This window comes from Arcticibacterium sp. (assembly GCF_055134445.1).
In genome coordinates this window covers 171656-197456 of the sequence record NZ_JBSRVI010000035.1, presented here as the reverse complement: position 1 = coordinate 197456, position 25801 = coordinate 171656, and the positions used below count along the sequence as shown (strand labels likewise).

Genomic DNA, 25801 nt, shown 5'->3' with positions numbered 1-25801 from the left:
ACTTTTATACAGCGGTAAGCATGGTTCCACCCCAAGAGTAACCTACGCCAAAACCCGCTAAAATAATTTTATGACCACTTTTAAAACGATCTAAATGCTCTTTTAATACAATTGGCAAGGTAGAAGAAACGGTGTTTCCACAATCCTCCATGTGCATTAAAAATTGTTCATTTTCAATGTTAACCTTCTTTCTTAAATGGTTTAACATAAATGAATTTGCTTGATGAAACACATACCAATCGGCTTCAGACACATCTTCTAAACCGTTCTTTTTAAGTGTTTCTTTAATTAAACCTGGAACTGCAGCAATGGTAAAGTTAAAAACGCCAGAACCGTTCATATAGAGATAGTCTTCTACGTTTCCATCACCTTGCTTTGGAGATTTCATTCCACCGTTTTTCACGATTAAATCGTCAAAACCGCTTCCGTCTGTACCCACCACAAATTCCCCAATTTCTGCAAAACCTTCCGTACTAATAACACTGGCCGAAGCTGCGTCACCAAAAATGGTCCTATTTCCTTTATCAGAATTTTGAATATGCTTGGAATAAACCTCTGAAGTTATCAATAAAACATTCTTAGCAATATTGGCAGTTATTAAGCCCTTTGCAAGAGCCAAACCATAAACATAACCAGAACACCCTTGATTAAAGTCTAAAGCACCAGCATTCTGAGGTATCCCTAATCTGTCCTGAACGATACATGCCGTTGCTGGCAAAAAATAATCTGGACTCTGCGTGCAAAGAAGTATAAAATCAATTTCTGAAGGGTCAATTTTAAATTCCTTAAATAGTTTTTCAGAAGCCTTTATAGCCATATCAGACACAAACTCATCTTCTGCTGCTATGTGCCTATTGTTAATACCAACCTTCTTAGCTACCTTCTCTACAGTCCATTCTGGGAACTCCGCTACCAACTCATCGTTGGTCAAAATTCTTTCTGGTAAATAATAAGAAATGGCCTTTAAAAATGCTGACATAATATATCAATTCAAGTATCCAATCTCAGGAACTACAATATTCTCGGTTTCAAAATATACTGAACCCCAAGATAAACCTACACCAAAACCACAAGCAATGTGCTTTTGTAGTGTGTTCTTTAAAACCTCCTTCCTTTCACTAACAAGCGTTAAAGGAATGGTAGCAGAACTGGTATTCCCAAATTTCCCTAAAGAATAAGGCACCTTAGATTCTTCAATTTTTAGTTTTTTCCTAATCTTTTCGTTCATAAAAAGGTTAGCCTGATGAAAAACGAAGTTGTCTACCTCATCAAAATCAAGCTCGAAAAAATCAACTAAATCTCTTACACTGCTAGGGCCTTTGCTAATTCCAAAAGAGAAAACATCCATCCCCTCTAGTTCAAGGTCCGAATCAGACCTAAATATACCTTCTCCCTTTTCCTTTTGAATCAAAGATTCTTCAGAAAAAGGATGCCTAAAGCCACCGTCTTTGATAATTATAGCATCTTTTCCCGAACCATCGGTACCAAAAGAAAACTTCATTTCGGCGGCATCTTTATCAAATTCTAATGCCGTGGCCGTACCCGCATCTCCAAATAAAGGATAAGTACTTCTATCGTTTACAGAGCACGTTCTTGAAATGGTATCTCCTACGAGAAGCAAACCTTTTTTGAAAAGGCCACCTTGCATTAAAGCGGCAATATTACTTAAGCCAAAAACAAAGCCACTGCATCCCATCGCAATATCTAAGGCATAGCACCCTTCTGATAAACCAAGTTTTTCTTGTAGTAATGTAGCCGAAGCTGGTAGAATATAGTCGGGCGTTTGTCTCACAAAGATAAGGCAGTCTATTTCCTCCGCATGCCAGCCCAATTCGCTTATTAACCTTTTAGCCGCATCTTCACACAAATCGGAAGCACATATATGACTAGGTGCAAGGTGCCTTATTTGAATACCCGTGTTTTTCAATACCTTCTCGGCATCATGAACCAAAGGATCCGTCAAATTATCCTTCATCATAGCCGGAACAGTGGCAGCTAAACCTCTTATGCTTACATTCGGTATATTTAAATGAGACATATCCGTTTATTTTTTTGATTCCACTACATCCATTAAATCTTGAATAGTTGTAGAGTTTCTGATGTCATCGCCGCTTACTTTAACATTAAATTCTTCATCAACCATGGCAATAACCATTAATGCCACCATTGAATCCCACTCGTCCAATTTTCGAAATTCTGTTTCTGGTGTAAATTCCCCCTCGTCAGTTTCGTCAAATTGCTCTGCAAAAAGTTGAATAAATTCTTCTATATCCATTTGAAATGTTCCTTAAAATCTAAATTAAATTAAGCATACAAATTTAATGAAAAACTGGGTAGTTCTTATACTAAATGAAAGAGCTTAAAGCTTTCTTAAGAAGAATTTACTATCGGGCACAGGAGAATCTTTAAGAATGTCTCCTTCATTAAGCTGTATATCCCCTTCTTGGTATTCTACCACACCTTCGGAATAAAACAGGTATTCGGCATCTTTAGGGATGGGTTTTAAAGCTGCCCTAAATGGGTGAATGGGTATCAATTTCCTTTCAAAATCCTTTCCCCAGAGTGGGTAAACATAATCTTCATGTTCTTGCTGGGCAGCTAAAGCTACTATTGCATCTTTAGGTACCAACTCATCAAATTTCTGATAAGCCTCCGTTCCTTCTGGCCTCGTAACATTAAGCTGAGCAATCCGGTCAAGTTCAAAAATATTATTTTCTCCCACTAATGGATATAAACCTCTATGCGTTAATGTTAAAATTCCAGTAATGACGATAACAATAGAACAAAAAGCTAAATACATTCTCCCTTTGGTCAAATGAAAAAACCAGGCTAAAAGTGGTAAAAACCACACACACATATTCATGAAATATCTAGCCTTAATAGGGTCATAGGGGGCAGAAAAACATAAACTTAAAAAATGTAACAGACCTGCGATTATAAAAATCAATGACATGTTAACTTCTTCGGAGTTGGTTTTTCTTTTCCTAAACAAGAATACAAAAAATATAGCAGGTAAAACCATCATAAAGCTAATAATGCCCCAATATGGTCTTTCCTTATAAAAATGCATTTGTTTATCTCCCATCATTTCAAAGGGATAAACCACCCAAAACAGGCCTCGCTCTAAACCAAATTTGTCAAAAACTTTATTAGGAATAAACCTAAAGGAATTATTAATTTCAGCACCCAAGTCTGTATTTCTAATGCCGTCCAACTGAAGAAAATCTGACGAATACCTTAAAACATTGAATTGAAAATTCTTTAGTTTTTCTCCAGTAGAATAACCTTCAATACCATGCCATTTCATGACCTCTGCTGGTGCAGAAAGAGCTCCTAAGCTAAACTTCCCTACCTCTTTAACATTTGCAATGTATCCATTAGGTATAACATAGATTGAGAAACCGACAAGCATTAAAAGAATGGTAGCAATACTCTTTTTCCTGATGGCTTCACTTTTCCAAAACATATATAGGACTAAAACGGCAACAGCAGGACCTATTAGTAAAAATGTCACTTTATGAGAAACCCAAACAGAAGTAGACAATACAAATAGTATTATATTTTGCCAAGAAGCATTTCTGTACACCTTTAAAAGAAAATAAACAACCAATCCCAAATAGGCTGATTGTACAATATCCGTTTCAGTAGTAACGGCCTGAATTAAGGCTGTAGGCAGCAAAGCGGCCATTAACCCTACAAAGACAGCACCTTTTTTAGAGGTAAAAATCTCTTTGGTTATTTCATAAGAAGTCAGAACGAAAGCCCAATAAGATAAGAAATGAATAAGCTTAAAGCCCTTTTCTCCAAAAATATGAAATCCTAATATTTGGAGTGTGGGAAGTGAATTAGGATAAAAATCAATGGACCATGTGGTTCCTCCCAACCTGTCCATATTTCCATTTTGAATATAATAGGCACATTTAACCAAATGTCCTGTCATGCTATCCCATTCATTGGGATAACTCATAAACAAAACAAGTAAATTAATACTGGTACAGATAACAAGACCTAAGCCCAAAATCCCAAAAGTAAGTTTTTCCCATTTGGAGCATCCAGCCCACATCGATTTACCATTCCTAATAGAAATAGCAATTAATTCTTCTAACCTTTTTGCCTTCGGGCTACCGAAAAGATAAACACCAAGAAAGAAAAGTCCTGCTAAAACAGAAGTAGTAATTGCCCACAAAAAAGGAGAGCCAATACCATCAAAAAACGACAATATATAACCCGCGGGTATGGTTCCTGCTACAAAACCCAAAAACAAAATAATAAGGTAAGAACCTAAACCCTGAGCTAAGGATATGCTGCTCTTATGCAACAAAAAAAAGAATAGTGCGAAAAGCACGAAACTCATTAAAACCATTTATTACAATTAAGAATCTACTCTTCGTCTAAGTTCTTCTAATATAATTTCCTTCATTAGAAGCTTTCTCTTTTGAGTTTTTAGGTTGTTAAACATCATACTATCCATGTCTCCACTGTCTCCCATACCCTGTTTTGTGGTTTGCTCTAACTCTTGCAAATCATGGCGAGCTCTTCTAACTATGCTCTCCATTTCACGATATTTCGTATGATTTTTTTGATCATCATCTAAAAAGTTAAACGTTGGATTCTTTCTTCCAACAACTTTCATAAGATAACTTAATTCAAAAATCTTATCACATGCAGCTCTAAATCTTTCAGCCACACCTCTATCGGCCACGTGAGAAGGAACCCTCACGTTTTTCCACTCATTAAGAAGAACTTTGGCCTTCACTGTTGAATCAAAAATAGCATCATTTTCAGCAGAAGCTAACCTTTCCGCCTCCTTCATCATTCTCATTTGAGCATCCACCCTAGGATCCACTCTTCTCTGAACCTGAATACCTTTAACCCTACAGTATTTTTCATAAAAGCCCGTATTGGACTTTTTGAAGTTCCTATAAAGAAACTTCATCATTTTTGCTGGCAGCTCACCTACATCTTTCCATTCCCGCTGCATTTTCTTCATGTCTTCAAACGCCTCTTCCCAGTCTTTTCTTCTGTGAAGATCATAAGAAGTCTCTATCAAAGCCTCATACTTGGCTTTACGCTCGTCTATAATCCTATTCTGCTCATCAAAGAAGATTTTCCTCCTTTGATAAAAGGAGTCTAAAAGTGTTTTAAACTCTTCCTCCTTTTCATCATTAAGCTTTTTCTCTACTGGTCCAGTTCTTATCCATCTCGTTCTAATATCTTGTAGCGTATCAGAAACTGGCCCCCAGTCTTCACTGTCTGCAATTGCTTTTGTTTCAGAAAGCAATTCTTCCTTTACCTTTAAATTATTCTTTTGATTAAGCTCAATGAGACCATTCAGATAGGCCTCTTTAAGATCTAACCTAGTAAGAAGTGGTGTAAAATTTCCAATTCCATCAAAGGTTTCTAATCTCTTTCTAAGCTGAAGCAGTTTAGTAAGATATGAGCCTTTATTAGCGGCTCCATCAATTTCTTTCTCAAGCTGTTCTACTTTTTTAACCGCAATATCATAGCGATTTATAAAGTATTGAAAAGCTTCTTCTTCTGTTCTTTTTACTTCTCCAATTTGTCTGTCGGGTAATTCTAAAAACCCTTTTAAAAATACCTTACTGTCTTTGATGTAAGCGTATTCATTTTCTAAAGTAGCACCTTTCATGTGTTTATTATTTATTTCAGGCTAAAGGTTGTAGACTTATCTAAAATGCAAAACTCGCAGTTTTAAGTTACAATCCAAAATAGCTGTGGTTAATTCGAAATAAAGGTCATCTAAACCAAGATATTTTATTTCATTTATTTAAAGAACTTTTTAACATTAATAGCATCCAAATATCTATTCAATTCTTGCTTCACCTTAGGAAACAAGAAGAAAAGACCTATCATATTTGGGAAAACCAGAGCTAGAATCATGGCATCTGAAAATCCCCAAACCGCCGACATATTTGCAGCAGCACCAATCACTATAAAAATAAGAAACATTACCTTATAAGATAAGTCTGCTAGCTTACTTTTTCCAAAAAGATACATCCAAGCTTGAAGTCCATAGTAAGACCAAGAGATCATCGTGGAAATAGCAAACAGAACAATAGCGATAGTAAGAATATACGGAAACCATGAGATTTCGGACTCAAATGCCATGGATGTTAAAACAGCACCCTCCACTTCTTGTCCATTAATTAAAACGGTTGCACCACCATACTCAAAAATACCTGTGCTGTTATATATAATAATTACTAAAGCGGTCATGGTACAAATAACAACCGTGTCTATAAACGGCTCTAATAAAGCCACCAAGCCTTCCGACGCGGGATAAATTGTTTTCACAGCCGAGTGAGCAATAGATGCCGAACCCGCTCCTGCTTCATTAGAAAAAGCAGCACGTTGAAAACCTACCATCATCACACCAAAAAATCCACCCCAACCTGCTTTCATTGTAAAAGCCTGAGAAAATATTTCACCAAAGGCATAACCAATTAAATCGTAATTAGATAAGATTATAAAAAGACAAGCTATTACATAAATGGCTGCCATAAAAGGAACAATTTTTTCAGTTACTGAAGCAATTCTTTTAATCCCTCCAATAATCACTATGCCCACTAGAACCGCAATAAAAAGACCAATTATGGTACCAGAGCTTCCTCCCGTCAATCCCATTAAAGAGGCCAATTGCGAAGCTGCTTGGTTAGACTGTGCTGCATTACCTCCACCGAAAGAAGCACCAACACATAATATGGCAAAAATAACAGCCAGAACTTTTCCGATTCCAGAAAGACCTATTTCAGCGAAACCTTTCTTCAAATAGTACATTGGTCCTCCGTATACTGTTCCATCTTTACCTATGTCTCTATACTTTACGCCTAAAGTACACTCTACAAACTTCGTTGACATACCAAGTACCCCACAAACAATCATCCAGAAAGTTGCTCCTGGACCTCCAAGACCTACAGCTAAAGCAACTCCAGCTATATTCCCTAATCCTACTGTACCTGACACCGCTGTGGCTAAGGCTTGAAAATGACTAACCTCTCCATCCTTTCCTTCTATCCTGATGGTATCTACTATATCACCGTCTACTACATTTAAATTTTGGGTCGTTACAGGATCTTCGCCTTGTTCTATATGATCATACTTCCCTCTTACTATATTGATAGCCAAAGGAAATCTTCTAATGTTTATTAAAGTAAAATAGATGGTAAACATCAAAGCCCCACCTACCAAAAGAACTAAAATGAATGGAACTCCAAAAACTTTAAAAAGAACAATATTACCCCAAGCGTCTGCAATAGGTGTAAACCATTCATTAATAATTTCGTCAATTCCTTTTTCTGGGTCTAGGAAAGCCAAGAGGTTCAAAAGCATCATTCTTTTATTTGGGTTATAGGTTATTTATTCAAAAGTGGCTCGCAAGATAAACGAAATAGTATCACTATTAATGCATTTTCGATATCTAATTACATATTTTCGTCTTCTTCCTTATTTATTTTACTGTTTTTTTGCCCATACACAAAATATATCACCAAGCCCAAAGCTAGCCAAATACCAAGCCTATACCATGCCTCTATTGGCAATGAGGTCATAAGATAAACACAAACAATGATACCCAAAATTGGGACTAATGGAACCAGTGGCGTTTTAAAAGCCCTAGGTATTTCTGGGCTTTTGACCCTTAAAATCCATACTCCAGCACAAACAAGACTAAAGGCAAACAGAGTACCTATACTCACCATATGCCCCAGATCACTAACGGGTACAAATCCGGCAAAAAGTGAAACAAAAACCATAAAGAACAAATTGGTTTTCCAAGGCGAGTGAAACTTTTTATGGACTGCTCCAAAGAACTTTGGTAATAGACCATCTGTGCTCATGGAATAAAACACCCGACTTTGTCCTAATAACATCACAAGCATAACCGATGTGTAACCCGCCAATATTGCAATGATTAAACCATTTTGATGGAAGCCATATCCAGTCTTAGCAAAGGCCGTAGCTGCAGGTTTGGCGTCATTGGCAAATTCTGTATAATGGACAAGGCCTGTCATTACATGTGAGAATAAAACATAAAGTATGGTACAAATGATTAAGGAGCCCAATATCCCGATTGGCATACCCTTTTGAGGATTTTTGGCTTCCTGAGCTGCGGTGGATACCGCATCAAAACCAATAAATGCAAAAAATACTACGGCAGCTGCCGTGGCAATTCCCGTCCAACCAAATTGACTCCTTACTCCTGTATTTTCTGGAATATAAGGCACATAGTTTTGTGGGTCAATGTGACCCCAGCCAAGTGTTATAAAAAGAATGACTACCGCAATTTTTAAAACTACTAGAATATTATTCATTCTAGCCGATTCGTGCGTTCCTCTAATTAATAATAGGGATAATAAAACCACAATAACCACTGCGGGAAGGTTAATGTAACCACCATTGACGATAGTTCCATCTGCTAACTCCAGCACTTCATAAGGGGAACAAACAAAATTTACGGGTAAGTGAATACCCCAAGAGCTCAAAAGTTCTAACAAGTATCTCGACCAAGAAACGGCCACCGTGGCAGCACCTAATGCGTATTCTAAAACTAGATCCCAACCAATAATCCAAGCTACAAATTCTCCCATTGTGGCATAAGAATAAGTATAAGCACTCCCTGCAACTGGAATCATAGAAGCAAACTCTGCGTAACATAGTCCGGCAAATGCACAACCTACTGCTGCAAGTATAAATGAAATGGTGACTGCTGGGCCTGCATGATTCGCGGCAGCAATACCGGTTAAGGAAAATAGTCCCGCTCCTATGATTGCCCCAACTCCCAATGCTACTAGACTGGTGGAACTAAGTGTCCGCTTTAATTCATTCTTTTCTCCAGAAGCAGACTGTACCAGCTTATCAATTGACTTTTTAGCCCATAAATTTGATGCCATCAGAAATATTTCTTTGTAGTTAGGTCGTTGATTACCGCAATATAAACGAAAAAAAGAGGTTTGAAAGACAAACCTCTAAATAAGTACTATTACCTCCACGTCGCACCTCCTAAAACTTGGGGCACGACAATGACTTTTTTCTCCTTCGCGGGCTTTGGCTTTTAGAAGTCTCAAATGGGTCAAATTGATAAGCTATTGATATTTCATGAGAACCTCCTGATGATGCTCCTAATCCACTAATGGTCAAATCATAACTATATCCGAAAGAAAAGTTATCGAATCTAAAACCAACTAAAGCCACTAAAGCATCATGATTCAATGCATTCGTATCGTTTTTCTTAATGGGGATTCCTCTATACCAAAGACCAAAAGTCAAAGGGCTATATGTAACGTAGGCTCCCAAATCCAACTGGTTAAATTTTCCTTGTTGTTTATATAGGAAGGTTGGTATTAAAACAAATTCTTTGTTTCCCGTAGTGGATAAGTCTGCCAATGGAATATTCAAACCTCCATTTACCATTATTTTCCTGGGAAGATTGTCACCTGTTGAAGTAAAAGCCATATCCGGTTGTGTAAGGTGATGCACCGAAACCCCCAAATATGCCGACGGATTATAATACAAAATACCTCCACTAAAGTCCACAAACTTAACGGTACTCCCTGAATTAGCTAAAGGATCTGAAGAAACTCCACCAGTATATCCATTATTATCAAACTGATCTGGGAATGTTAAACCGTTAGAGTCGAAGGTTCTGTTTGAGCTGGTAGCCTGAACACCCATTCTTAAATAATGGTCATCGATTAAATTTAACTGATAAGAATAAAAGCCCGATATCTCTGTATTCTTTAATCTAGAAGATCCTTGCTGGTCGTTTACGACCATTAAACCTACGCCACTATTGAATTTGTCTATATAGTGATCTACAGAAACGGCAGAAGTAGTATAATTAGCAGCTAATGAGGGCCATTGATTTCTATAATTGAAAATCAGCCTTGGTGCATAGCCTCCACCCGTAAAGGCAGGATTATGATACATGGGAGCAGCATAAAACTGAGAAAACTGAGGGTCTTGAGGAAATGCTTCTAGCCCAGATACCAAAAACAATAAGATGTAAATGCTTTTTTTCATTTAATCACATTCTGTATTTAAAGATACATTAGGTCTAATATACAATTTTCATTCCAATTATATGAAGCTCCCCATGAATCTCAAACATAAAGCCTCTTGAGCAGTGAAGTTTATCTAAAATTTGATAAAATTAACCTTCACTAATCAGAAGACTTATAAAGAACGCATTAACGAAAAATAAATTACAAGGCTTTACCTGCTTTGTTTAAGCCTGATTGATTCTGAAACAGATTTACATCGGCCGCCACCATTTCTTTCACCATCATGGGCAGGTCATATTTAGGCTCCCAACCAAGTTGAGTTTTGGATTTTGTAGGATCTCCAATTAATAATTCTACCTCCGTTGGTCTATAGTATTTCGGGTCAACAGCCACTACAGTTTCACCTATGGCCACTTGAAATTCTGGATTAGAACAAGCTACTACTACAGCAACTTCCTTCTCTTCAGAGCCTTTAAATTCTAATGTAATCCCAACTTCTTTGAAAGCCATCTTTACAAAATCTTTAACTGTGGTGGTAACACCCGTAGCAATTACAAAATCCTCCGGTTTTTCTTGCTGTAAGATTAACCACATGGCTTCAATATAGTCCTTAGCATGGCCCCAGTCTCTTCTGGCATCCATGTTTCCAAGATAAAGACAATTCTTCTTGCCTAATGCTATCTGTGCTACTGCCCTTGTAATCTTTCTTGTAACGAACGTTTCACCTCTAAGCGGAGATTCGTGATTAAACAATATACCATTACAAGCAAACATATCATAAGCTTCCCTATAATTCACAGTAATCCAATACGCATACATTTTGGCCACCGCATAAGGGGAACGTGGATAAAATGGTGTGGTCTCTTTTTGAGGAACCTCTTGAACAAGGCCGTACAATTCAGAAGTTGAAGCCTGATATATCCTTGTTTTTTTTGTCAGACCTAAAATCCTAACCGCTTCTAAAATTCTAAGCGTACCTATGCCATCGACGTTCGCGGTATACTCAGGTGAGTCAAAACTAACCTGAACATGAGACATGGCTCCAAGGTTATAAATTTCATCTGGCTGAACATCTTGAATGATTCTAATGATGTTTGTAGAATCACTTAGATCGCCATAATGTAACACAAACCTCACATCTGCCTCATGAAGGTCTTTATAAATATGATCTATTCTATCTGTGTTGAATAATGAAGCTCTTCTTTTAATTCCGTGAACTTCATATCCCTTCTCAAGTAAAAACTCAGCCAAATAGGCTCCGTCCTGACCTGTTACGCCAGTAATAAGTGCTTTTTTCAAAATCGATTAATTTATTTTTAAACCTTTTTGGACATCTACATTGTCCATTACCACTTTGGAAGAAGAAAACCTCCCTACTATTGATGCATAATACTTGTCTGCATCCATCTTCTTTAAAAAATCTCCAACCTTAACCCTGTAAGTTGGTTGACTGTACGACTCGTAAATTTCTAACTCAGGATAATGTTGTAAGATATACGATTTCGCTATTTCAAAACCTTCTCTACTATTACCAGAGAAAATCTGCAAACGATAACCTGGAAGCTCTGTAATAGAGGCATTATGTTTTGAAATGTCATCTAGAACTTTATCAATTTTTTCATTATCGCTTTTTAAAGACACCGGCACATAAGCATTTCTATCAAGCTCTTTTTCTTCAGCTTTATTGTTCACGGGTTCTTTCATCATTTTCATCTTTGGTCTAACCCCAGCAAGAGACTCTTCATAATTCGAAACCTCAGAAGAGCCCCCCGACTTATTAGAAGTAATGTTCCTTGCACAGGAAACCAGTATTGTAAAAGAAAGAATCAGATATATGGTATACTTCATGAAAACGAAATTAAAATCTAAAATCCATGCCTTTTGAATTTACAAAATTATATGAAATATTGAACATTTTATGGAAACCAGTAAAAATGACCTACCTAATAATAAATTTAAGCGTTCGAAAGGCTTCAATGTCTCCAAAATTAAATTCTATTCCGTAACTTGATTATAAATAACTTAAAGCCATTAGACCTTGATATCTTTCAAACGAATAATTCAACTTTTCCTTATTATGTTTTTGGTAAGAGGGCTCGAATTGAATGCTCAATCTTCAAAGAAAACATCGATTTGGTTGGAGTCAAGTTTATTCTTGGCCAATGAAAACAAGGCTCCATTTTGGCTTCATGCCAATAATTATGGAGAAACACCTAAAACCTTACCTTCTTTACAGCTCAAATTCTCACTTCAAAACCAATATGACAGCACCAGAAATACGGTGGGTAAATTAAAGTCAGTTGATTGGGCATATGGCATAACAGCATTAAGTAATTTCAATAAGAACACTGAATTTCTACTTTCTGAAGCCTTTTTAAAAGCACGCTGGAAATCATTAGAACTTTATATTGGGCGAAGAAAGGAAATCTTCGGATTGACCGATACATTGAGTACCTCAGGTTCTTACATTTGGTCTGGAAACGCCTTACCCATGCCTAAAGTACAATTCCATACGCCAGGCTATGTTCCGATTGAAAAAAAAGGCAGGGTCTCTATTAAAGCCGGAATTTCACATGGATGGTTTGGCAAAGACAGTGTCGTTTCAGGTCATCTTTTACATCAAAAATGGCTGTATCTAAAACTCGGCAAAGAAAACGCAAAGGTTAAGTTTTACACCGGCATCAACCATCAGGCCATGTGGGGAGGATATTCTGAAATTTTGAAAGACGTTGGGGGACCAATCCCTCCAACGATAAATGGTTACTTAGCACCCTACCCTTTGTACTCTTACCAATATTTACTTATTCCTTTTTTGCAGAAAATTGTACCTCCTAATCCCCAAAAAGTAACAGGATTTGACGGAGGTCTTGCCATCGGGAATCAATTAGGTTCTATTGATATTGGCACAGAAATAAGAATTAATAATTGGAAACTTTACGTTGGCAAACAGCAACCTTATGATTTCGGTCGCTCAGTTAAAAACTTGAATAATATAGAAGATGGTCTTTACACTATAAGTATATCCACGCCTTACACTCTGTTAAATAAATTTGATTTTGATTTTTTCTATACAAAAAGTCAAGGGAGAACGAGGTTTGGGAAAGTCAACGAAAGCAATCTAGGTGAAATCGACAATTACTTTTTACATGGTGTTTATCAAAGCTGGTCCTATAAGGATAGAATAATTGGAAACCCTTTTATTCTATATAAGTCAGAAAGCGGCGAGCTTGCATACAATAATAGAGTTAAATACTATTCAGTATTATTTAAGGGAAATTTCAAATTCGTAAATTATGAAATTAGACATACCTTTTCGCTTAATTTCGGCACCTACATTAACGATTTTTTAAAAAAGCAACATTCTTCAAATATACTTCTTCAAAAAGCATTCAACCAAAAATGGTTTTTCCAACAAATATTTTCTTTAGATGAAGGCACGTTATACTCTTCCTCTTTTGGCTCTAGAAGCTCATTGAGGTATATATTTAAATAATTTTTTTTATTCAAGGCGAACATGCTCTATCAAACCATTAAATAATATTTGTTGACAGAACTGCCGTATTCTAATTACCTTTATAGTCCCTTAATATGAAACGGAATGGCCGAGTTAAGTATAAATAAAATTAACTTCGTTGCATTTGGTATATACCTTTTGTTAGGTTTCCCTTTTGCCTCCTTTTCACAAGATTTATGTGAAACTGATCTTAGTAAAAACCCTAACTATCTGCAAGATGGATTTGAGTTACTAACTCCAAATGTAGGCTGTGGACCCTATACTGTAAAATTGCAGGATAAAACAGGGTTTTCAGACATTAAATATATTTACTACTACCAAGGACAAGATAAATCTAAATTAAATTCTTTAGGTCCAGTTACAAGTACCGAAAACACTTATTTCAAGCCGGAAAAAACGTCTAATTACACCATATTACAATATGGAAAAAAGGCCAGCGGGGATGCTTTTTATTCATGTAAGAATGTTACGGTTCGGGTAGACAATACTCCAAAGTTTAGTTACACACTATGTAATAACTCCAGTTTGACTATTGATATCCCAGAAGCTATTGTAAATAGTTTTGACTACTATGAAATTAATTGGGGTATAGGAGCAAAGGAAACGGTTAAGAAGGCTGAGCTTTCTTTTTCGAAAACCAAAAATATAGCATTACCCATCGACATCAATGTAGAAGGTTTCTACACTGGTCTTGCTATAAATTGTGGGGCTCCAAGTCCAGTAACATTAAGAGCACCCACTGCCTCTGGTATAGATTTATTGTTTCACCCGAACATTGACAAAATTGAGTTAAACACAGCCTCCTCAGGTACAATTTCCTTAGTTGGTGCTTTTAACGGTTCGGGGTATGAGGTATATAAGACAGAAAAAAACACACCTTATAATGCAAGCCCGTATTTAAGTAATCAACAACCTGGAAATATCCCCTTTGAAATTGAGGACTCTACAAAATCCTATTGTTTCTATGCCATAAGAAATATATCATGTGGAATTGAACAATCGGCAGAAATCTGTACCATTCCTTTTTTCGACCCAACCTTTACTGAGCAAGAGAACATTTTAAATTGGGATGAATATAAAAAAAGGCAATTCGATTGGCCAAACCAGCCCATATACGGAAGATTTTTAGAGCATAGTACCTCCATAATTGTAAAAGAGAACCTGTCGAGCAGCACAGACATTGCAGTACCAAACTCCCCTCCAGAATACTATCATACCATTAACTGCTCAAACGACTACTGTTATAGAATAAAAGTACAAACGTCGGGACAACTTTTCAGATTCAAATATGAGGGTGAAAGTCTTTCTAATGAAATATGTATTTCTCGAAAAGACTTTGAACCCGAAAGTATAAATAGTTTATATGTCACTATTGAAAATGATTTACCCATCGTCAAATTTAAAGATGACAGTGGCTGGTTATTGAATAAAGACAAGTTTTATCTCTATAGCGAAACAAACCTTGTTGACAGTGTTGATGCTTCCCAAAGCTCTTTTAATACTAATTTAGACGCCTCTTCTAAAAGTCAATGCTTCCAAGTCCAATACTTAGATGAATGTGGTAGTAGATCTAAACGCTCTCCAGAGGTTTGTTCTATTTATCTGGAAACTGACAATGTTTCAGAACTATTTTGGGAAGAGAGTCTTCCTTTCTCTCCAAACTCAATAGACGCTTATGAAATTATTGCAATTGATGAAACGAATTCTAACTTAAGAACATCAATTTCTTCAGGAACTAATTTTGGAGATGGAGCCTATCAACCCAACTTAGAGAACAATGAATTTGAAGCACGGTTTATTATTCGCGTTATTACTTCATCTGGCTTAGAATCATACTCTAATATCGCAACACTCCCTATAGATGCTGAGTTTTTCTTCCCTAACACATTCTCGCCCACGAGCAGCATATTAGAAAATAAAACCTTTAAAGTTTTCGGAAATTTAAATGCTTTAAGCTCCTTTAAAATTAATATTTACGATCGCTGGGGAAGAATAGTTTTTTATAGTGACGACCCATACTTTAGTTGGGATGGCAGTTATAAAGGAATAAATTTGCCCACGGGAACATTTACATATAGCGTAGAGGCACTAAACAAAAGAGGGGAAACCCTTTCTTACTCGGGCCTAATTAATATAATTAAATAATGAGAAAGGGTTTATCCTGTATATCAATGACTCTTGCGTTAATGTTTGCAGGAATAGATGGTAACTGCCAAAGTATAATTAAGAACAATGAGTATACAGCGTCATCTTCATTATTCCTATCAACCACTGATAAGCTTCCTTTTTGGTTGCAAGCTAATCAATATGGAGAAGTCCCATATGAATCGCAGTTTTTACAATTAAAATCCTCTGTTAAACATGAATATGACAGCCTATACACGCTAAAGAAGGCTCTTAATAAGCTTAGTTATGGTTACGGTTTTACTGGGGTAATCAATGCCGGAAAGGTCAATCAAGTCATAATTCCAGAAGGTTATTTTAAAGTTCGACATGGCAATTTTGAACTATATGCCGGAAGAAGAAAAGAGGTTTTAGGCTTAGTAGACTCAACGCTTTCTAGTGGCTCGTTTGTTTGGTCAGGTAATGCCTTACCTATCCCAAAAGTTCAAATCTCTACGCCCAACTATGTACCTATAATAGGAAACGGTCTTATCTCAATCAAAGGTTCCTATGCACACGGGTGGTTTGGCAGTACGGACTCCGTAAAAAACTACTACCTACATCAAAAAACCTTCTACACCCGAATTGGTAGACCAGCTTGGAAGATTAAGTTTTATGGAGGATTTAATCATCAAGTACAATGGGGAGGGCGACCGATCGTTCCATGGTATGATATTAGAACAGAACAAATTATAACAAAATACCCTTCTGATTTAAAAACATACATCAACGTCGTTTCTGGCTTAAGCCTAAACAGAAAATTGGACGCTGGTCTGGACAAAGATGGCGTACCCTATAATGAAGCATTTAATAGGGCGGGTAACCACCTTGGAACTATTGATGTAGCCTTAGCGTTCGAAACTCTTATTGGAAAGCTTCTTATATATCGTCAAAGCATCTATGAAGATGGCAGTTTGTTTTACTTAAGTAATATTAGCGATGGTTTATTAGGTATAAGTTTAAGTCCTCCTATAAATACAAACTCCAAAGTCAAACTTAGAAAAATTAACTTTGAATACATAGACTCTAGAAATCAAGGAGGTAAAGGAGGAAGTGGAAATATAATCCCAGAACTAAGGGGACAGGATAATTACTTTAACAACTCATTGTATAAAGACGGATGGACGTATCAATCGATAACTTTAGCCAATTCTTTTTTTCTACCTATTAGCGAATACTCTTCTTTAATACCCAAATCATCTGAAATTATTAGTTCGAAAGTTTTTAACACCCGAATTTTAGCTTTAAACTTTAGCAGCATGCTATCCTATAATAATCAAAACTTCGTTGCAAAATATGCTGAAAGTAAAAACTATGGTAATTATGCGTTTGAGTTCAATAAACTTGTTCAGCGATCTTTATTTTTGGGATGGAATACAAGAATTAAAAGCTATATATTAAATGTTGCCGTGGCAAGTGACTGGGGCGATTTTTTAGGAAACCGAACAGCTATAAACCTTGGTCTAACTTGGAACTCAAATCAATAATATCAAGGGATTGATACTCCGAATTTTGACTAATATATTCTGGCACTAAGGTTTTCAACTGAGACACCAAAGATATCTTTTCCTCATTTAAGCTTTTACTTAAACGTTCTATTGCAGTACTTAGTTCTTCGGTATTGCATGACTTGACTTTTGATATCATTATTTTCGGATGATGGGTAGGCAAAGTTGCTTCTGCGTCATTTAATAACTCTTCAAACAGCTTTTCTCCAGGCCTTAACCCAGTTATCTTTATCTCAATATCCTGACCAATTTGAAGGCCAGAGAGTTTTATCATTCTCATTGCTAAATCAAATATCCTCACTGGCTCCCCCATTTCAAAAACAAAAATCTCTCCCCCTTTACCCATGGTACCTGCTTCCAAAACAAGCTGACATGCTTCTGGAATGGTCATAAAATATCTTATGATTCGTTTATCTGTAACGGTAATTAGTCCTCCATCTTCAATCTGTCTTTTAAACAAAGGGATGACTGAACCATTAGAGCCTAGTACATTTCCGAACCTTGTTGTAATAAATCTTGTTTTATTTTGATTTACATTAAGGCTTTGAACATACATTTCCGCTAATCTCTTAGTTGCACCCATCACATTGGTTGGGTTTACCGCCTTGTCCGTTGAAATAAACACAAATCTGTCTACTTTATGTTTCAAAGAAAGGTCTGCAATATTTCTAGTACCTAAAACATTGACTTCGATTGATTTATTAGGATAGGCCTCCATCAAGGGTACATGTTTATATGCCGCTGCATGAAAGACAACATTTGGTTGCTCCTTCTCAAAAACATTCGTTAACTGCACTTTGTCCAAGACACTTCCTACAAGGGAAACACATTCAATACTGGTTTGTTTTCCTAATCTTTTCAGCTCAGTTTCTAAGTCGTATAATGCCGATTCTGCCTGATCTAACATGAGAACCTTTTTAGGTTCAAAACGTATGACTTGTTTAACAATTTCACTTCCTATGCTGCCTGCTGCTCCCGTAACAAGAATCACCTTACCCCTTAAAAAAGAACTTACAAGTCTATTATTTAAAGTAATGGGATCACGTTCAAGAAGATCTTCAATTCTAATACTTTTAATTTGACTAGAACTTAATTCCCCATTCATCCACTGTTTTACCGGTGGAATAATTTTAATGGTTATTCCTGTTTCTAGCAATTCATCGATGATTTCATTTTTCCTAGTTGAGCTTATACCTTGAATAGCAAAAACTACTTCTATGGATTTAAGCTTTTTAATATCTCCTTTTAAATAGGAAGTTATTGCAACTTTCCTGCTTATTACCCTAACCCCTTCAATAGTTTTACCTATCAATTGAGGATTATCGTCAATAAAAGCCAATACCTCATATCTCAATCGTTTATCCTGTTGAAGTGTATTCTTACTAATTCTACCTAAATAACCCGCTCCATATATAAAAACCTTTTTTTCCACCTTAAATGAATTCAATAATCTTTCATAGGTACTTTTTACCATTATTCGGCTAAAAATTAGCCCCACGGAAACGATAAAAAAACCAATGATAATGATGGAAATTGGAACATGAAAATAGGGAGACAAGATCTCAAAATCTATATAATTGAGAACAATTAATACAAGACTAGATAAAGAGGTGGCTTTAAAAATATTAACAGCATCTTCTATACTTGTATGCCTTATGATTCCTGTATAAGTCTTAAAATAAATAAATGCCGCTGTTCTTAGAACAACTACAATTATTAATTGGTATTTAAAAACCGAGGCATCAAAGTATCGAAAATCAAAATTAAATTCTATAAAAGAAGCCAAGACAAAAGAGCAACAGACAATAACAATGTCCATCAGCAAGATGAGCCATTTGGAAACGAATTTTTCGGATACCGATAGTAAGTATTTGTTCATGTGCTTATTAAAGAACCCAATTTAATTATTATTTAATTACTGGAGTTCCAATTTTAGTGAAATTTATTTTTCGGTAAAGAATTTAACGCCCATTCTATCCTTTTCCTAGTTAAAAAACTTATAACTAAAAGAATAAGAAAGGGTATTAAGAAAATAAAATCAAAATGCTTATAGCTAATAATCCAACAATTTAATACCGCCTGCATACCGGCATAAAGCAACGAAACCTTTAAATGTCCTATTCCTACTTCGTTTGTGAGTAATTGATAAAAATGCCTTCTGTGGGCAACAAAAATATTTTGCTTATCCATTAACCTAACAAAAATTGTACAAGACGTATCCATCAAGTAGATAAAAACAAGTAGCAAATACTTCCAGTCGTTTGAATCCAAAATTAATTTAAACATCAGAAATGCCACAATTAAACCCATGCTAATACTCCCAACATCTCCAGAAAAGCCCTTTGCTTTTTTCCTAAAATTATAAAAAAGGAAAATTATTACGCCCATTCCAAGAAAGGTCAGAAGCCTAGAATCTACGAATGAAAAAACAAATTCATTTATATAATAAAAGGACAAAATTGAAATTAGAGAGTAGCCGCCTGTCAAACCATTAATTCCGTCCATAAAGTTATAAGCATTCATAAATCCCACACCTAAAACAAAAAAAACAAGAACAAGAATCAAGGCCTCGTTAAAAACACCTAATTCCATAAAAACCAAAATCATGGACGCTACTTGAACCAAAATTCTTTGACCACCAGAAAGCGTATAAATGTCATCCAAAAAACTTACCAAGGCTACTATTGACACACCAACCATGAAAAAAGGATATTTAAAGCCACTAACCACAAAAAAAACCATTGTTGCAAGCACAAAAACAATTCCTAAGCCTCTCGTAGTTATAACTTTATGCGAGCTCCTCTCATTTGGAATATCCACTATATTATACCGCTTGGCTATTCCAATATAAAATTGCGTTAATAGCACTAGAATAAAAAAGGAAATAATATACGTCATTATGTTTTGTTGTGATAATAGGCCAATACCTTATTTGGCCGCCATTTCAAAGAATCGCTAGCATTAATACTTTTAAAAGTCAAGTCACTCGTTAGCTTTTCTAACTTATTAGAGTTAATTGGTACTGACATTCCAAATACATACTCTACAAAATCACCAATTTTTGCAAAAAGAATAACCAGAAACAGAGGCAGCAATATTGTTCTTTTGTTAATGCCATAGCCAATTTTCATTGCTCGTTCTAACTCCACGAAAGTAAGGTCTCTGTCATCAGTAAGATTAAAAACCCCTCCTATTTCAAAAGACCGCTCTATTATATTGGCTACATCCGAGGCCAATACAACACTCCTCTTAGGGCTTCTCCCCATTACTCTCACATAATAGCCCTTTTTAACAGCAGAGAGCATAGCTCCCAAATTCCCTGGAGGGTTATCTCCCGCAATTAAAGGTAGCCTAAAAATTGTTAAAATCACACGATGCGTTTCACACCAAGCTTTCACCAAGCGTTCACTTTCAATTTTACTTAATCCATAAGGATCAACCGCATCCAAAGGGAAGGTTTCATCAATATCTATTCCATTGTGTAATCCATAAACTGCGACAGAACTAATAAACACAAAATAACGAGGCTTATTTTTATGCCTCTCCAAGCCCTTAAGTAAGTTAGCAGTTATGCTCACATTATCCTTGTAAAACTTGTCTTTCGAGTCCTTAGTTTTAGGAACAAAATGTGCTAAACCAGCACAATGTACCACGGCATCAATATTACTTTCGCCAATTTCTGGCACTTCCTTTGTCAAATCACAAACAATGTTATTTCTATTGCTTGCTGTTTTCTTTCTAACGACTTCGTGAACCTCATTCTTAACCATCAATTGATTATAAAGATGAGAACCTAAAAAACCTGTAGAGCCTGTAAATAATATATCCATAAAAATAGAGCCTTTATCACTAAAGGCTCTATACTAAAAATAACATTAAAAAAATGTGAATTATTTAATAGATGCTTTAAGAGCCTGATTTTCGGCTTTTAAAGACTTAACTTCTTTATTTAGTTCAATCATATAAAGCGTCAATTCCTCAATTTTCTCCATAAACATTTTAGAGGTCTCTGCTACTTCTAAACCATTTGCAGCCATTTCTTCTGCGGAAGGAACATTAGGTAAATGATTGTTTTCTTTTACAAACTTCTCAACATCACTTAAAGGCATTAACTTATAATCAGCCGCAAAAACATAATCAGCCCAATCTGCAGAAGAAGCTAATGCTACCTTTACTTTCTCAGTTAAAATTCCACCTTTTACCAAAAGGTTATACCCTCCAGAAGTATTTGCAGAAGATCTTTTTGCTGGGGTTACATCTCCAATAGATACAAACTTAGCAGAGAAATCACCATAAATTAGCGGCATGGTAGTATTAGTGGTAGCTACGTATAGCTTATCAGAACCTGTTTCATTATAACCAGCACTATTTCCTAAAAAGATATTGTTAGTACCAGCGATGTTGTTATAACCAGCATTATTACCAATACCGACATTATTATTCCCTTGACCTTTATACAAAGCATAAGAACCTAGAGCCAAGTTACCCTGTCCAGCGGTATTTTGATACAATGAGTTTGTACCAAAGGCCAAGTTGTTACCACCCGTTGTATTAGAAACCATAGAAGATAAACCAATGGCAACGTTTCCTGTACCAGTTGTATTAGCATACAAAGCATTTCTTGCAAAAGCGGTGTTATAAGAACCAGAAGTATTTGAACGAAGTGCATTCATCCCTATTGCTGTATTCTGAATACCCGTTGTATTACTTCTTAAAGAGCTCGACCCATATCCCGTATTATTAACACCTGAAGTCACACTTCCTGAATATTGACCAAAAAATGTATTTTCGGTTGCAGAAGTACCAATATAACCACTTTGAACACTACCAACTTTAAAAACTAAAGGAATATTATTTAAAGCTCCAATAAAATCCGACGCTCCAATATTGTTTCCTGTTCTCGTCCAGTCGTTTGGATCTGCCGCGATAGACTTGGCTTCATTGTCTGACATTGCAGACCAGTCTTTACCATTAAAGAAGTAAAAACCTGCTTCATTACCAGTTTGATAAACTAACAAACCCTGAGCCGGATTATCAATTAAGTTTCTTTCTTCCAAACTCATTCTAGGTATTAATAAACCCTTGTTTTGAGATTGAATATCTAATACCGCAGAGTTATCTGGACTTACCGTACCTATACCTACGTTATCTTGTGCAAATGTGCTAGTAGCTACTGCAATTCCAAGAATCGCAGGCAGCAGTTTGTAAAATTTCTTCATGTTATTTTCTTTTTAGTCAATTATTATGAAATAAAAGTATACACCATTTTCTTTAATCTAAAGCATAATAGACCTTTTTTATTAAATGGTTTTTCTAAAACTTAGAACTTTCTATACTTTTTTACAGCATTAAAAGTCCAATTTACAAAGAACCAAGCGGATTTTAATAAGTTAATTTTCTCTATTCTTCTATAAGTAAGCCAAACCTCAACCGCCGAATTAAGTTTATTTCTAGAAACTGAACCCGGCAATACCCTATATGCCATCAGGTCCTTTTGCATGCCATAAGCTTTAGCCTCTTTTTTCAAAATTTCTAACCATAGCACAAAGTCATCATAATAGACTTGCCGCATTTTTATTGGCCATGAAACAATCTTGGTATCTATTAAAACCGTTGAAGTAGCAATTGCGGTGTTTTTCAGTAATTCACTATAAACTATAGTTTTGGGTACACTTACTCGCTCACCTTCTAGCTCTCCTTTAAAACGATGAAATTCCGTAAAAGAAAAGCCAACGGATCTATTCAGCATAAAATGAAGCTGCTCTTCAAGTTTATGCGGGCTCCAGAGATCATCTGCGTCTAAAAAAGCGATAAATCGACCGCTTGCGTTTGATAAACTATTATTTCTAGTTTCTGCTGGCCCTACATTCTTTGGGTTTAAGAATAGTTTAATGCGAACATCTTTTGCTGCATACGCTTTCACCACTGCTACGCTATCATCTTGAGAGCAGTCATCACTTATAAGCATTTCCCAGTTTTCATAGGATTGATTTATAACAGAATCTATGGTCTCAGAAATATAAGCCCCCGCATTAAACATGGGCGTAATAATAGAAACCTTTATACTATTTGTCATAATGAATGCACATTTCTTTAAAAGATTCTTTTAAATCATATTCTGGTCGATAGCCTAGCTCTTGTTCCGCTTTATCAATTGTCACATTGGGGCTTCCTAGGTGAAGAGCTCTTGACAGACCATTTAAGCTAACACTGATTTTTTGCAAAGTATCCGACTCGGTTTTCTTTGACTCTAAAACGCCTTTAAGTATTTTGAGTATTGGACGCATTAAAAAACCACCCAGGCGAGAATAGAGAATTGTTATTATAAAATTTTTAAGGCTACCCTCTGCAAAAACATTATCATTGCTAGGTGAATAAGTAAGTTGTTTCTGCTCCCCGTATATAACAGATGCATGTAATTCATATAAATCATGCCATTGAACAGTATTTTTATAAGAAATCAAAAAACATTGATAGGCCTGCTTAAAGTTTGTTCCTTCCAGTTGGGTCGCTCTAAAAATGGCTTGAGAAACATCTGCCACATAAACCGCAGCCACTTTTCCTTTTCCATTTTTGGGAATGACTAATTCTGGCGAATGCAATAGGCCTATTATGGTTTTGCTCCAGTTCCCAGCTAAGCCATAAACAATGGTAGGCTGTAAAACAATTTTCAATAACGATGATGGTGCCTTTGCTAATAGGTCCTCTATCTTTTGCTTTTCATGGGTATAAATGTCTTGAAGTTTCGATTTTTTAGAAATTTCATTAATCGTAGACTTATCCCTACTTAAGTCATAAACTATATAGGAGCTTAGATATATAAGGGTTTTAACATTATTCGTTTCACAAGCCTTTAGTATATTCCTAATGCCAGCAATGTTATCTCTATAAGAATGATCAAAGCCAGCATGTACTAAAACGTCGCAACCACTTGTAAGGCGTTCAATCGCCTCTTGATTGTCTAGCGAACCAATGATTTCGACCATTCCAGCACTTAGGTTTTCTACTGGTCTCCTATGTAATACCCGTATGGTAGAGAAATCACACCCATACCTTTGAAGAAAATCTTTCCCAATAAAACCACTACCACCTATAATCCCTAAAGTCATACCTTATCCCCTTCTAAATGGTCTGCTAACCTAAGAGCCAAAGCGGCTATTGTAAGGCCTATGTTTACATTTCCAGAGGTAGGAAAAACGGAGCCATCGCAAACGTAAAGGTTTTTTGTATTAAAAACTTTTAAATCAGCATCCACTACTCCGTCGGCATCCGTATCTGCCATTCTTGCGGTACCCACATGATGTGCACCAGAGGTGAAAATGTTTTCCCAATTAAAGTCACTTTCTTTATGCGTTATTTCAAAATCCTTATCATCAAAGAAATTTTCAAGGCACATATTATACACCAGCCTCATATTTTCGATATCATACGGAGCCAAACACCAATTCACATTAGCTTTTCTGTACCCATATTCGTCTTTGACTTCAGATAAACTCACATGGCTCTCCCAACTAGGCACTTGCTCCGTCATAAAAAACAAGTCGGCATATTTATAAGAAACATTAAGTGAAAGCTTATACGTTAAAATCTGCCTTACCACATTTAAATTCAATAAGGTGTTTTTTATATCTGAAAAAGTAAGTTTCCCACTTTTATAAGTCAAGAGAGACAATTTTATCTTCTCCGATTTGTCATCTATACCCTTCACAAAAGAAGGTCTTATGTAAAAGTTATGATTAGGAAGTTTATATTTCTCTTGACACTCCTCCTTAAAAACTAAACCCGTCTTAATTTTTGTTCCGTTTCCGTAAGGGGTGGTGGAATAAATATGAGCCTTTTGCTTTTTCCGAAATTTTAGTTGGACCAAATTCCCCATAGGATGATCCATTAGATATCTACCAATATTTTTATTGTATATCCAGCTGGAGTTTAAAAGTAATCGCGGAGTTTCTAAAGCCCCGGCACAAACTATGAACTTATCTGCAAAAATTTCCTTCGTTTGCCCTTCTCCATAGCCAACAAGACAAGAAATTACAGTACCTGCAGAACCCTCTTTTAAGGCTAAAGCGGTGGTTTCATCATAAAGCTGTACATTAGGAAACCGCCCTGTAATATCCTTAATAGTTCTTTTAAGGCTTAAAATATTTTTGGGTTGCTGAAACAGCTTATTTTCTAAAAGATCTTTATTGAAGTTTATGCTCTCCATAGACTTCTTTAAAAAGGCATTTAGTCTACTTAAAAAGAAATAATTATACTCCTCTATTCCAAAGAAGATGGCAGCCTTCTTATAATAAGACATGATATCATCCCTAACTATGGGCCAACCACTTTTAGGAATCCAAGAACGTTTTTTAAAATCAATTTCATCCAAAAAACTCAAAACACCATGCCAGAGGTTACTCGTCCCTCCCACCTGAACACTTGTGGTGATCATTTTAAATGGTAAACCCGTTGATTCATAATGTTCGTCTTTTTTGGGACTATTACCTCCGGCCTCTATTAATACTATTTTACTGTTTGGGTTCTTTTTAATCAAAGAATCTAACAGCATTCCCCCACCTATACCGGAACCAATAATGCAGTAATCGAATTTCATC

At 36.0% G+C, this 25801-nt stretch carries 20 protein-coding genes; 3 read left to right on the top strand and 17 right to left on the bottom strand.

Going from position 1 to position 25801, the window contains the following annotated elements:
• Positions 1-4: 4 nt before the first annotated feature.
• From ACTBZY_RS05230 to ACTBZY_RS05185, 10 genes are all read right to left on the bottom strand, one after another.
• Complete coding sequence (locus ACTBZY_RS05230) at positions 5-979, bottom strand: ketoacyl-ACP synthase III (protein ID WP_463045285.1); 975 nt, start codon at positions 977-979, stop codon at positions 5-7.
• Positions 980-985: 6 nt separating this feature from the next.
• Positions 986-2038: a 3-oxoacyl-ACP synthase III family protein gene (locus ACTBZY_RS05225; RefSeq protein WP_463045284.1), complete on the bottom strand. Its 1053-nt coding sequence runs from the start codon at positions 2036-2038 to the stop codon at positions 986-988.
• 6 nt (positions 2039-2044) lie between these two features.
• Complete coding sequence (locus tag ACTBZY_RS05220; protein ID WP_463045283.1) at positions 2045-2275, bottom strand: acyl carrier protein; 231 nt, start codon at positions 2273-2275, stop codon at positions 2045-2047.
• Between the two features lie 84 nt (positions 2276-2359).
• Positions 2360-4354 (bottom strand): ArnT family glycosyltransferase, encoded by a 1995-nt coding sequence (locus ACTBZY_RS05215; RefSeq protein WP_463045282.1) that lies wholly within the window; start codon positions 4352-4354, stop codon positions 2360-2362.
• A gap of 18 nt (positions 4355-4372) precedes the next feature.
• Complete coding sequence (locus ACTBZY_RS05210) at positions 4373-5650, bottom strand: DUF349 domain-containing protein (protein ID WP_463045281.1); 1278 nt, start codon at positions 5648-5650, stop codon at positions 4373-4375.
• Positions 5651-5784: 134 nt separating this feature from the next.
• Positions 5785-7353 (bottom strand): alanine/glycine:cation symporter family protein, encoded by a 1569-nt coding sequence (locus ACTBZY_RS05205; protein ID WP_463045280.1) that lies wholly within the window; start codon positions 7351-7353, stop codon positions 5785-5787.
• A gap of 89 nt (positions 7354-7442) precedes the next feature.
• Positions 7443-8909, bottom strand: a complete 1467-nt coding sequence (locus ACTBZY_RS05200; RefSeq protein ID WP_463045279.1) for an amino acid permease — start codon at positions 8907-8909, stop codon at positions 7443-7445.
• A 109-nt stretch (positions 8910-9018) separates the two neighbouring features.
• On the bottom strand, positions 9019-10038 hold the full coding sequence (locus ACTBZY_RS05195) for a PorP/SprF family type IX secretion system membrane protein (RefSeq protein WP_463045278.1): 1020 nt from the start codon (positions 10036-10038) through the stop codon (positions 9019-9021).
• A 182-nt stretch (positions 10039-10220) separates the two neighbouring features.
• Entirely contained in the window at positions 10221-11318 is a 1098-nt protein-coding gene (gene gmd / locus ACTBZY_RS05190; RefSeq protein WP_463045277.1) for a GDP-mannose 4,6-dehydratase, read from the bottom strand.
• A gap of 6 nt (positions 11319-11324) precedes the next feature.
• Positions 11325-11867 (bottom strand): hypothetical protein, encoded by a 543-nt coding sequence (locus ACTBZY_RS05185; RefSeq protein ID WP_463045276.1) that lies wholly within the window; start codon positions 11865-11867, stop codon positions 11325-11327.
• Between the two features lie 289 nt (positions 11868-12156).
• Between ACTBZY_RS05185 and ACTBZY_RS05180 the strand changes: the two genes are divergently transcribed.
• The 3 genes from ACTBZY_RS05180 (at position 12157) to ACTBZY_RS05170 (ending at position 17183) form a co-directional block, all read left to right on the top strand.
• Positions 12157-13512, top strand: a complete 1356-nt coding sequence (locus tag ACTBZY_RS05180) for a hypothetical protein (RefSeq protein ID WP_463045275.1) — start codon at positions 12157-12159, stop codon at positions 13510-13512.
• 105 nt (positions 13513-13617) lie between these two features.
• On the top strand, positions 13618-15678 hold the full coding sequence (locus ACTBZY_RS05175) for a T9SS type B sorting domain-containing protein (RefSeq protein ID WP_463045274.1): 2061 nt from the start codon (positions 13618-13620) through the stop codon (positions 15676-15678).
• Positions 15678-17183: a capsule assembly Wzi family protein gene (locus ACTBZY_RS05170; RefSeq protein WP_463045273.1), complete on the top strand. Its 1506-nt coding sequence runs from the start codon at positions 15678-15680 to the stop codon at positions 17181-17183. Before ACTBZY_RS05175 ends, ACTBZY_RS05170 begins: the two co-directional genes overlap by 1 nt.
• Here the strand turns inward: ACTBZY_RS05170 and ACTBZY_RS05165 are convergent.
• The 7 genes from ACTBZY_RS05165 to ACTBZY_RS05135 all read right to left on the bottom strand — a co-directional run bounded on the left by ACTBZY_RS05165 (position 17146) and on the right by ACTBZY_RS05135 (position 25800).
• On the bottom strand, positions 17146-19083 hold the full coding sequence (locus tag ACTBZY_RS05165; protein WP_463045272.1) for a polysaccharide biosynthesis protein: 1938 nt from the start codon (positions 19081-19083) through the stop codon (positions 17146-17148). The genes ACTBZY_RS05170 and ACTBZY_RS05165 overlap by 38 nt on opposite strands.
• A gap of 53 nt (positions 19084-19136) precedes the next feature.
• On the bottom strand, positions 19137-20102 hold the full coding sequence (locus ACTBZY_RS05160) for an MraY family glycosyltransferase (protein WP_463045271.1): 966 nt from the start codon (positions 20100-20102) through the stop codon (positions 19137-19139).
• Entirely contained in the window at positions 20102-21034 is a 933-nt protein-coding gene (locus ACTBZY_RS05155) for an NAD-dependent epimerase/dehydratase family protein (protein ID WP_463045270.1), read from the bottom strand. Before ACTBZY_RS05155 ends, ACTBZY_RS05160 begins: the two co-directional genes overlap by 1 nt.
• A gap of 60 nt (positions 21035-21094) precedes the next feature.
• Entirely contained in the window at positions 21095-22423 is a 1329-nt protein-coding gene (locus ACTBZY_RS05150) for a hypothetical protein (RefSeq protein ID WP_463045269.1), read from the bottom strand.
• A 101-nt stretch (positions 22424-22524) separates the two neighbouring features.
• Complete coding sequence (locus ACTBZY_RS05145) at positions 22525-23280, bottom strand: glycosyltransferase family 2 protein (protein WP_463045268.1); 756 nt, start codon at positions 23278-23280, stop codon at positions 22525-22527.
• Positions 23270-24313 (bottom strand): NAD-dependent epimerase/dehydratase family protein, encoded by a 1044-nt coding sequence (locus tag ACTBZY_RS05140; RefSeq protein ID WP_463045267.1) that lies wholly within the window; start codon positions 24311-24313, stop codon positions 23270-23272. Before ACTBZY_RS05140 ends, ACTBZY_RS05145 begins: the two co-directional genes overlap by 11 nt.
• Positions 24310-25800, bottom strand: coding sequence for a GMC oxidoreductase (locus ACTBZY_RS05135; protein ID WP_463045266.1), 1491 nt, complete (start codon positions 25798-25800; stop codon positions 24310-24312). The genes ACTBZY_RS05140 and ACTBZY_RS05135 overlap by 4 nt, the downstream gene beginning before the upstream one ends.
• Between the last annotated feature and the right edge of the window lies 1 nt (position 25801).

What these genes read in the sequence shown, in the direction of transcription:
- ACTBZY_RS05230 (WP_463045285.1), bottom strand. Translation starts at nt 979, where the DNA reads ATGTCAGCATTTTTAAAGGCCATTTCTTATTATTTACCAGAAAGAATT.
- ACTBZY_RS05155 (WP_463045270.1), bottom strand. Translation starts at nt 21,034, where the DNA reads ATGGATATATTATTTACAGGCTCTACAGGTTTTTTAGGTTCTCATCTT.
- ACTBZY_RS05135 (WP_463045266.1), bottom strand. Translation starts at nt 25,800, where the DNA reads ATGAAATTCGATTACTGCATTATTGGTTCCGGTATAGGTGGGGGAATG.
- ACTBZY_RS05220 (WP_463045283.1), bottom strand. Translation starts at nt 2,275, where the DNA reads ATGGATATAGAAGAATTTATTCAACTTTTTGCAGAGCAATTTGACGAA.
- ACTBZY_RS05145 (WP_463045268.1), bottom strand. Translation starts at nt 23,280, where the DNA reads ATGACAAATAGTATAAAGGTTTCTATTATTACGCCCATGTTTAATGCG.
- ACTBZY_RS05170 (WP_463045273.1), top strand. Translation starts at nt 15,678, where the DNA reads ATGAGAAAGGGTTTATCCTGTATATCAATGACTCTTGCGTTAATGTTT.
- ACTBZY_RS05140 (WP_463045267.1), bottom strand. Translation starts at nt 24,313, where the DNA reads ATGACTTTAGGGATTATAGGTGGTAGTGGTTTTATTGGGAAAGATTTT.
- ACTBZY_RS05185 (WP_463045276.1), bottom strand. Translation starts at nt 11,867, where the DNA reads ATGAAGTATACCATATATCTGATTCTTTCTTTTACAATACTGGTTTCC.
- ACTBZY_RS05225 (WP_463045284.1), bottom strand. Translation starts at nt 2,038, where the DNA reads ATGTCTCATTTAAATATACCGAATGTAAGCATAAGAGGTTTAGCTGCC.
- ACTBZY_RS05195 (WP_463045278.1), bottom strand. Translation starts at nt 10,038, where the DNA reads ATGAAAAAAAGCATTTACATCTTATTGTTTTTGGTATCTGGGCTAGAA.
- ACTBZY_RS05215 (WP_463045282.1), bottom strand. Translation starts at nt 4,354, where the DNA reads ATGAGTTTCGTGCTTTTCGCACTATTCTTTTTTTTGTTGCATAAGAGC.
- ACTBZY_RS05165 (WP_463045272.1), bottom strand. Translation starts at nt 19,083, where the DNA reads ATGAACAAATACTTACTATCGGTATCCGAAAAATTCGTTTCCAAATGG.
- ACTBZY_RS05200 (WP_463045279.1), bottom strand. Translation starts at nt 8,909, where the DNA reads ATGGCATCAAATTTATGGGCTAAAAAGTCAATTGATAAGCTGGTACAG.
- ACTBZY_RS05210 (WP_463045281.1), bottom strand. Translation starts at nt 5,650, where the DNA reads ATGAAAGGTGCTACTTTAGAAAATGAATACGCTTACATCAAAGACAGT.
- ACTBZY_RS05205 (WP_463045280.1), bottom strand. Translation starts at nt 7,353, where the DNA reads ATGATGCTTTTGAACCTCTTGGCTTTCCTAGACCCAGAAAAAGGAATT.
- ACTBZY_RS05175 (WP_463045274.1), top strand. Translation starts at nt 13,618, where the DNA reads ATGGCCGAGTTAAGTATAAATAAAATTAACTTCGTTGCATTTGGTATA.
- ACTBZY_RS05150 (WP_463045269.1), bottom strand. Translation starts at nt 22,423, where the DNA reads ATGAAGAAATTTTACAAACTGCTGCCTGCGATTCTTGGAATTGCAGTA.
- ACTBZY_RS05160 (WP_463045271.1), bottom strand. Translation starts at nt 20,102, where the DNA reads ATGACGTATATTATTTCCTTTTTTATTCTAGTGCTATTAACGCAATTT.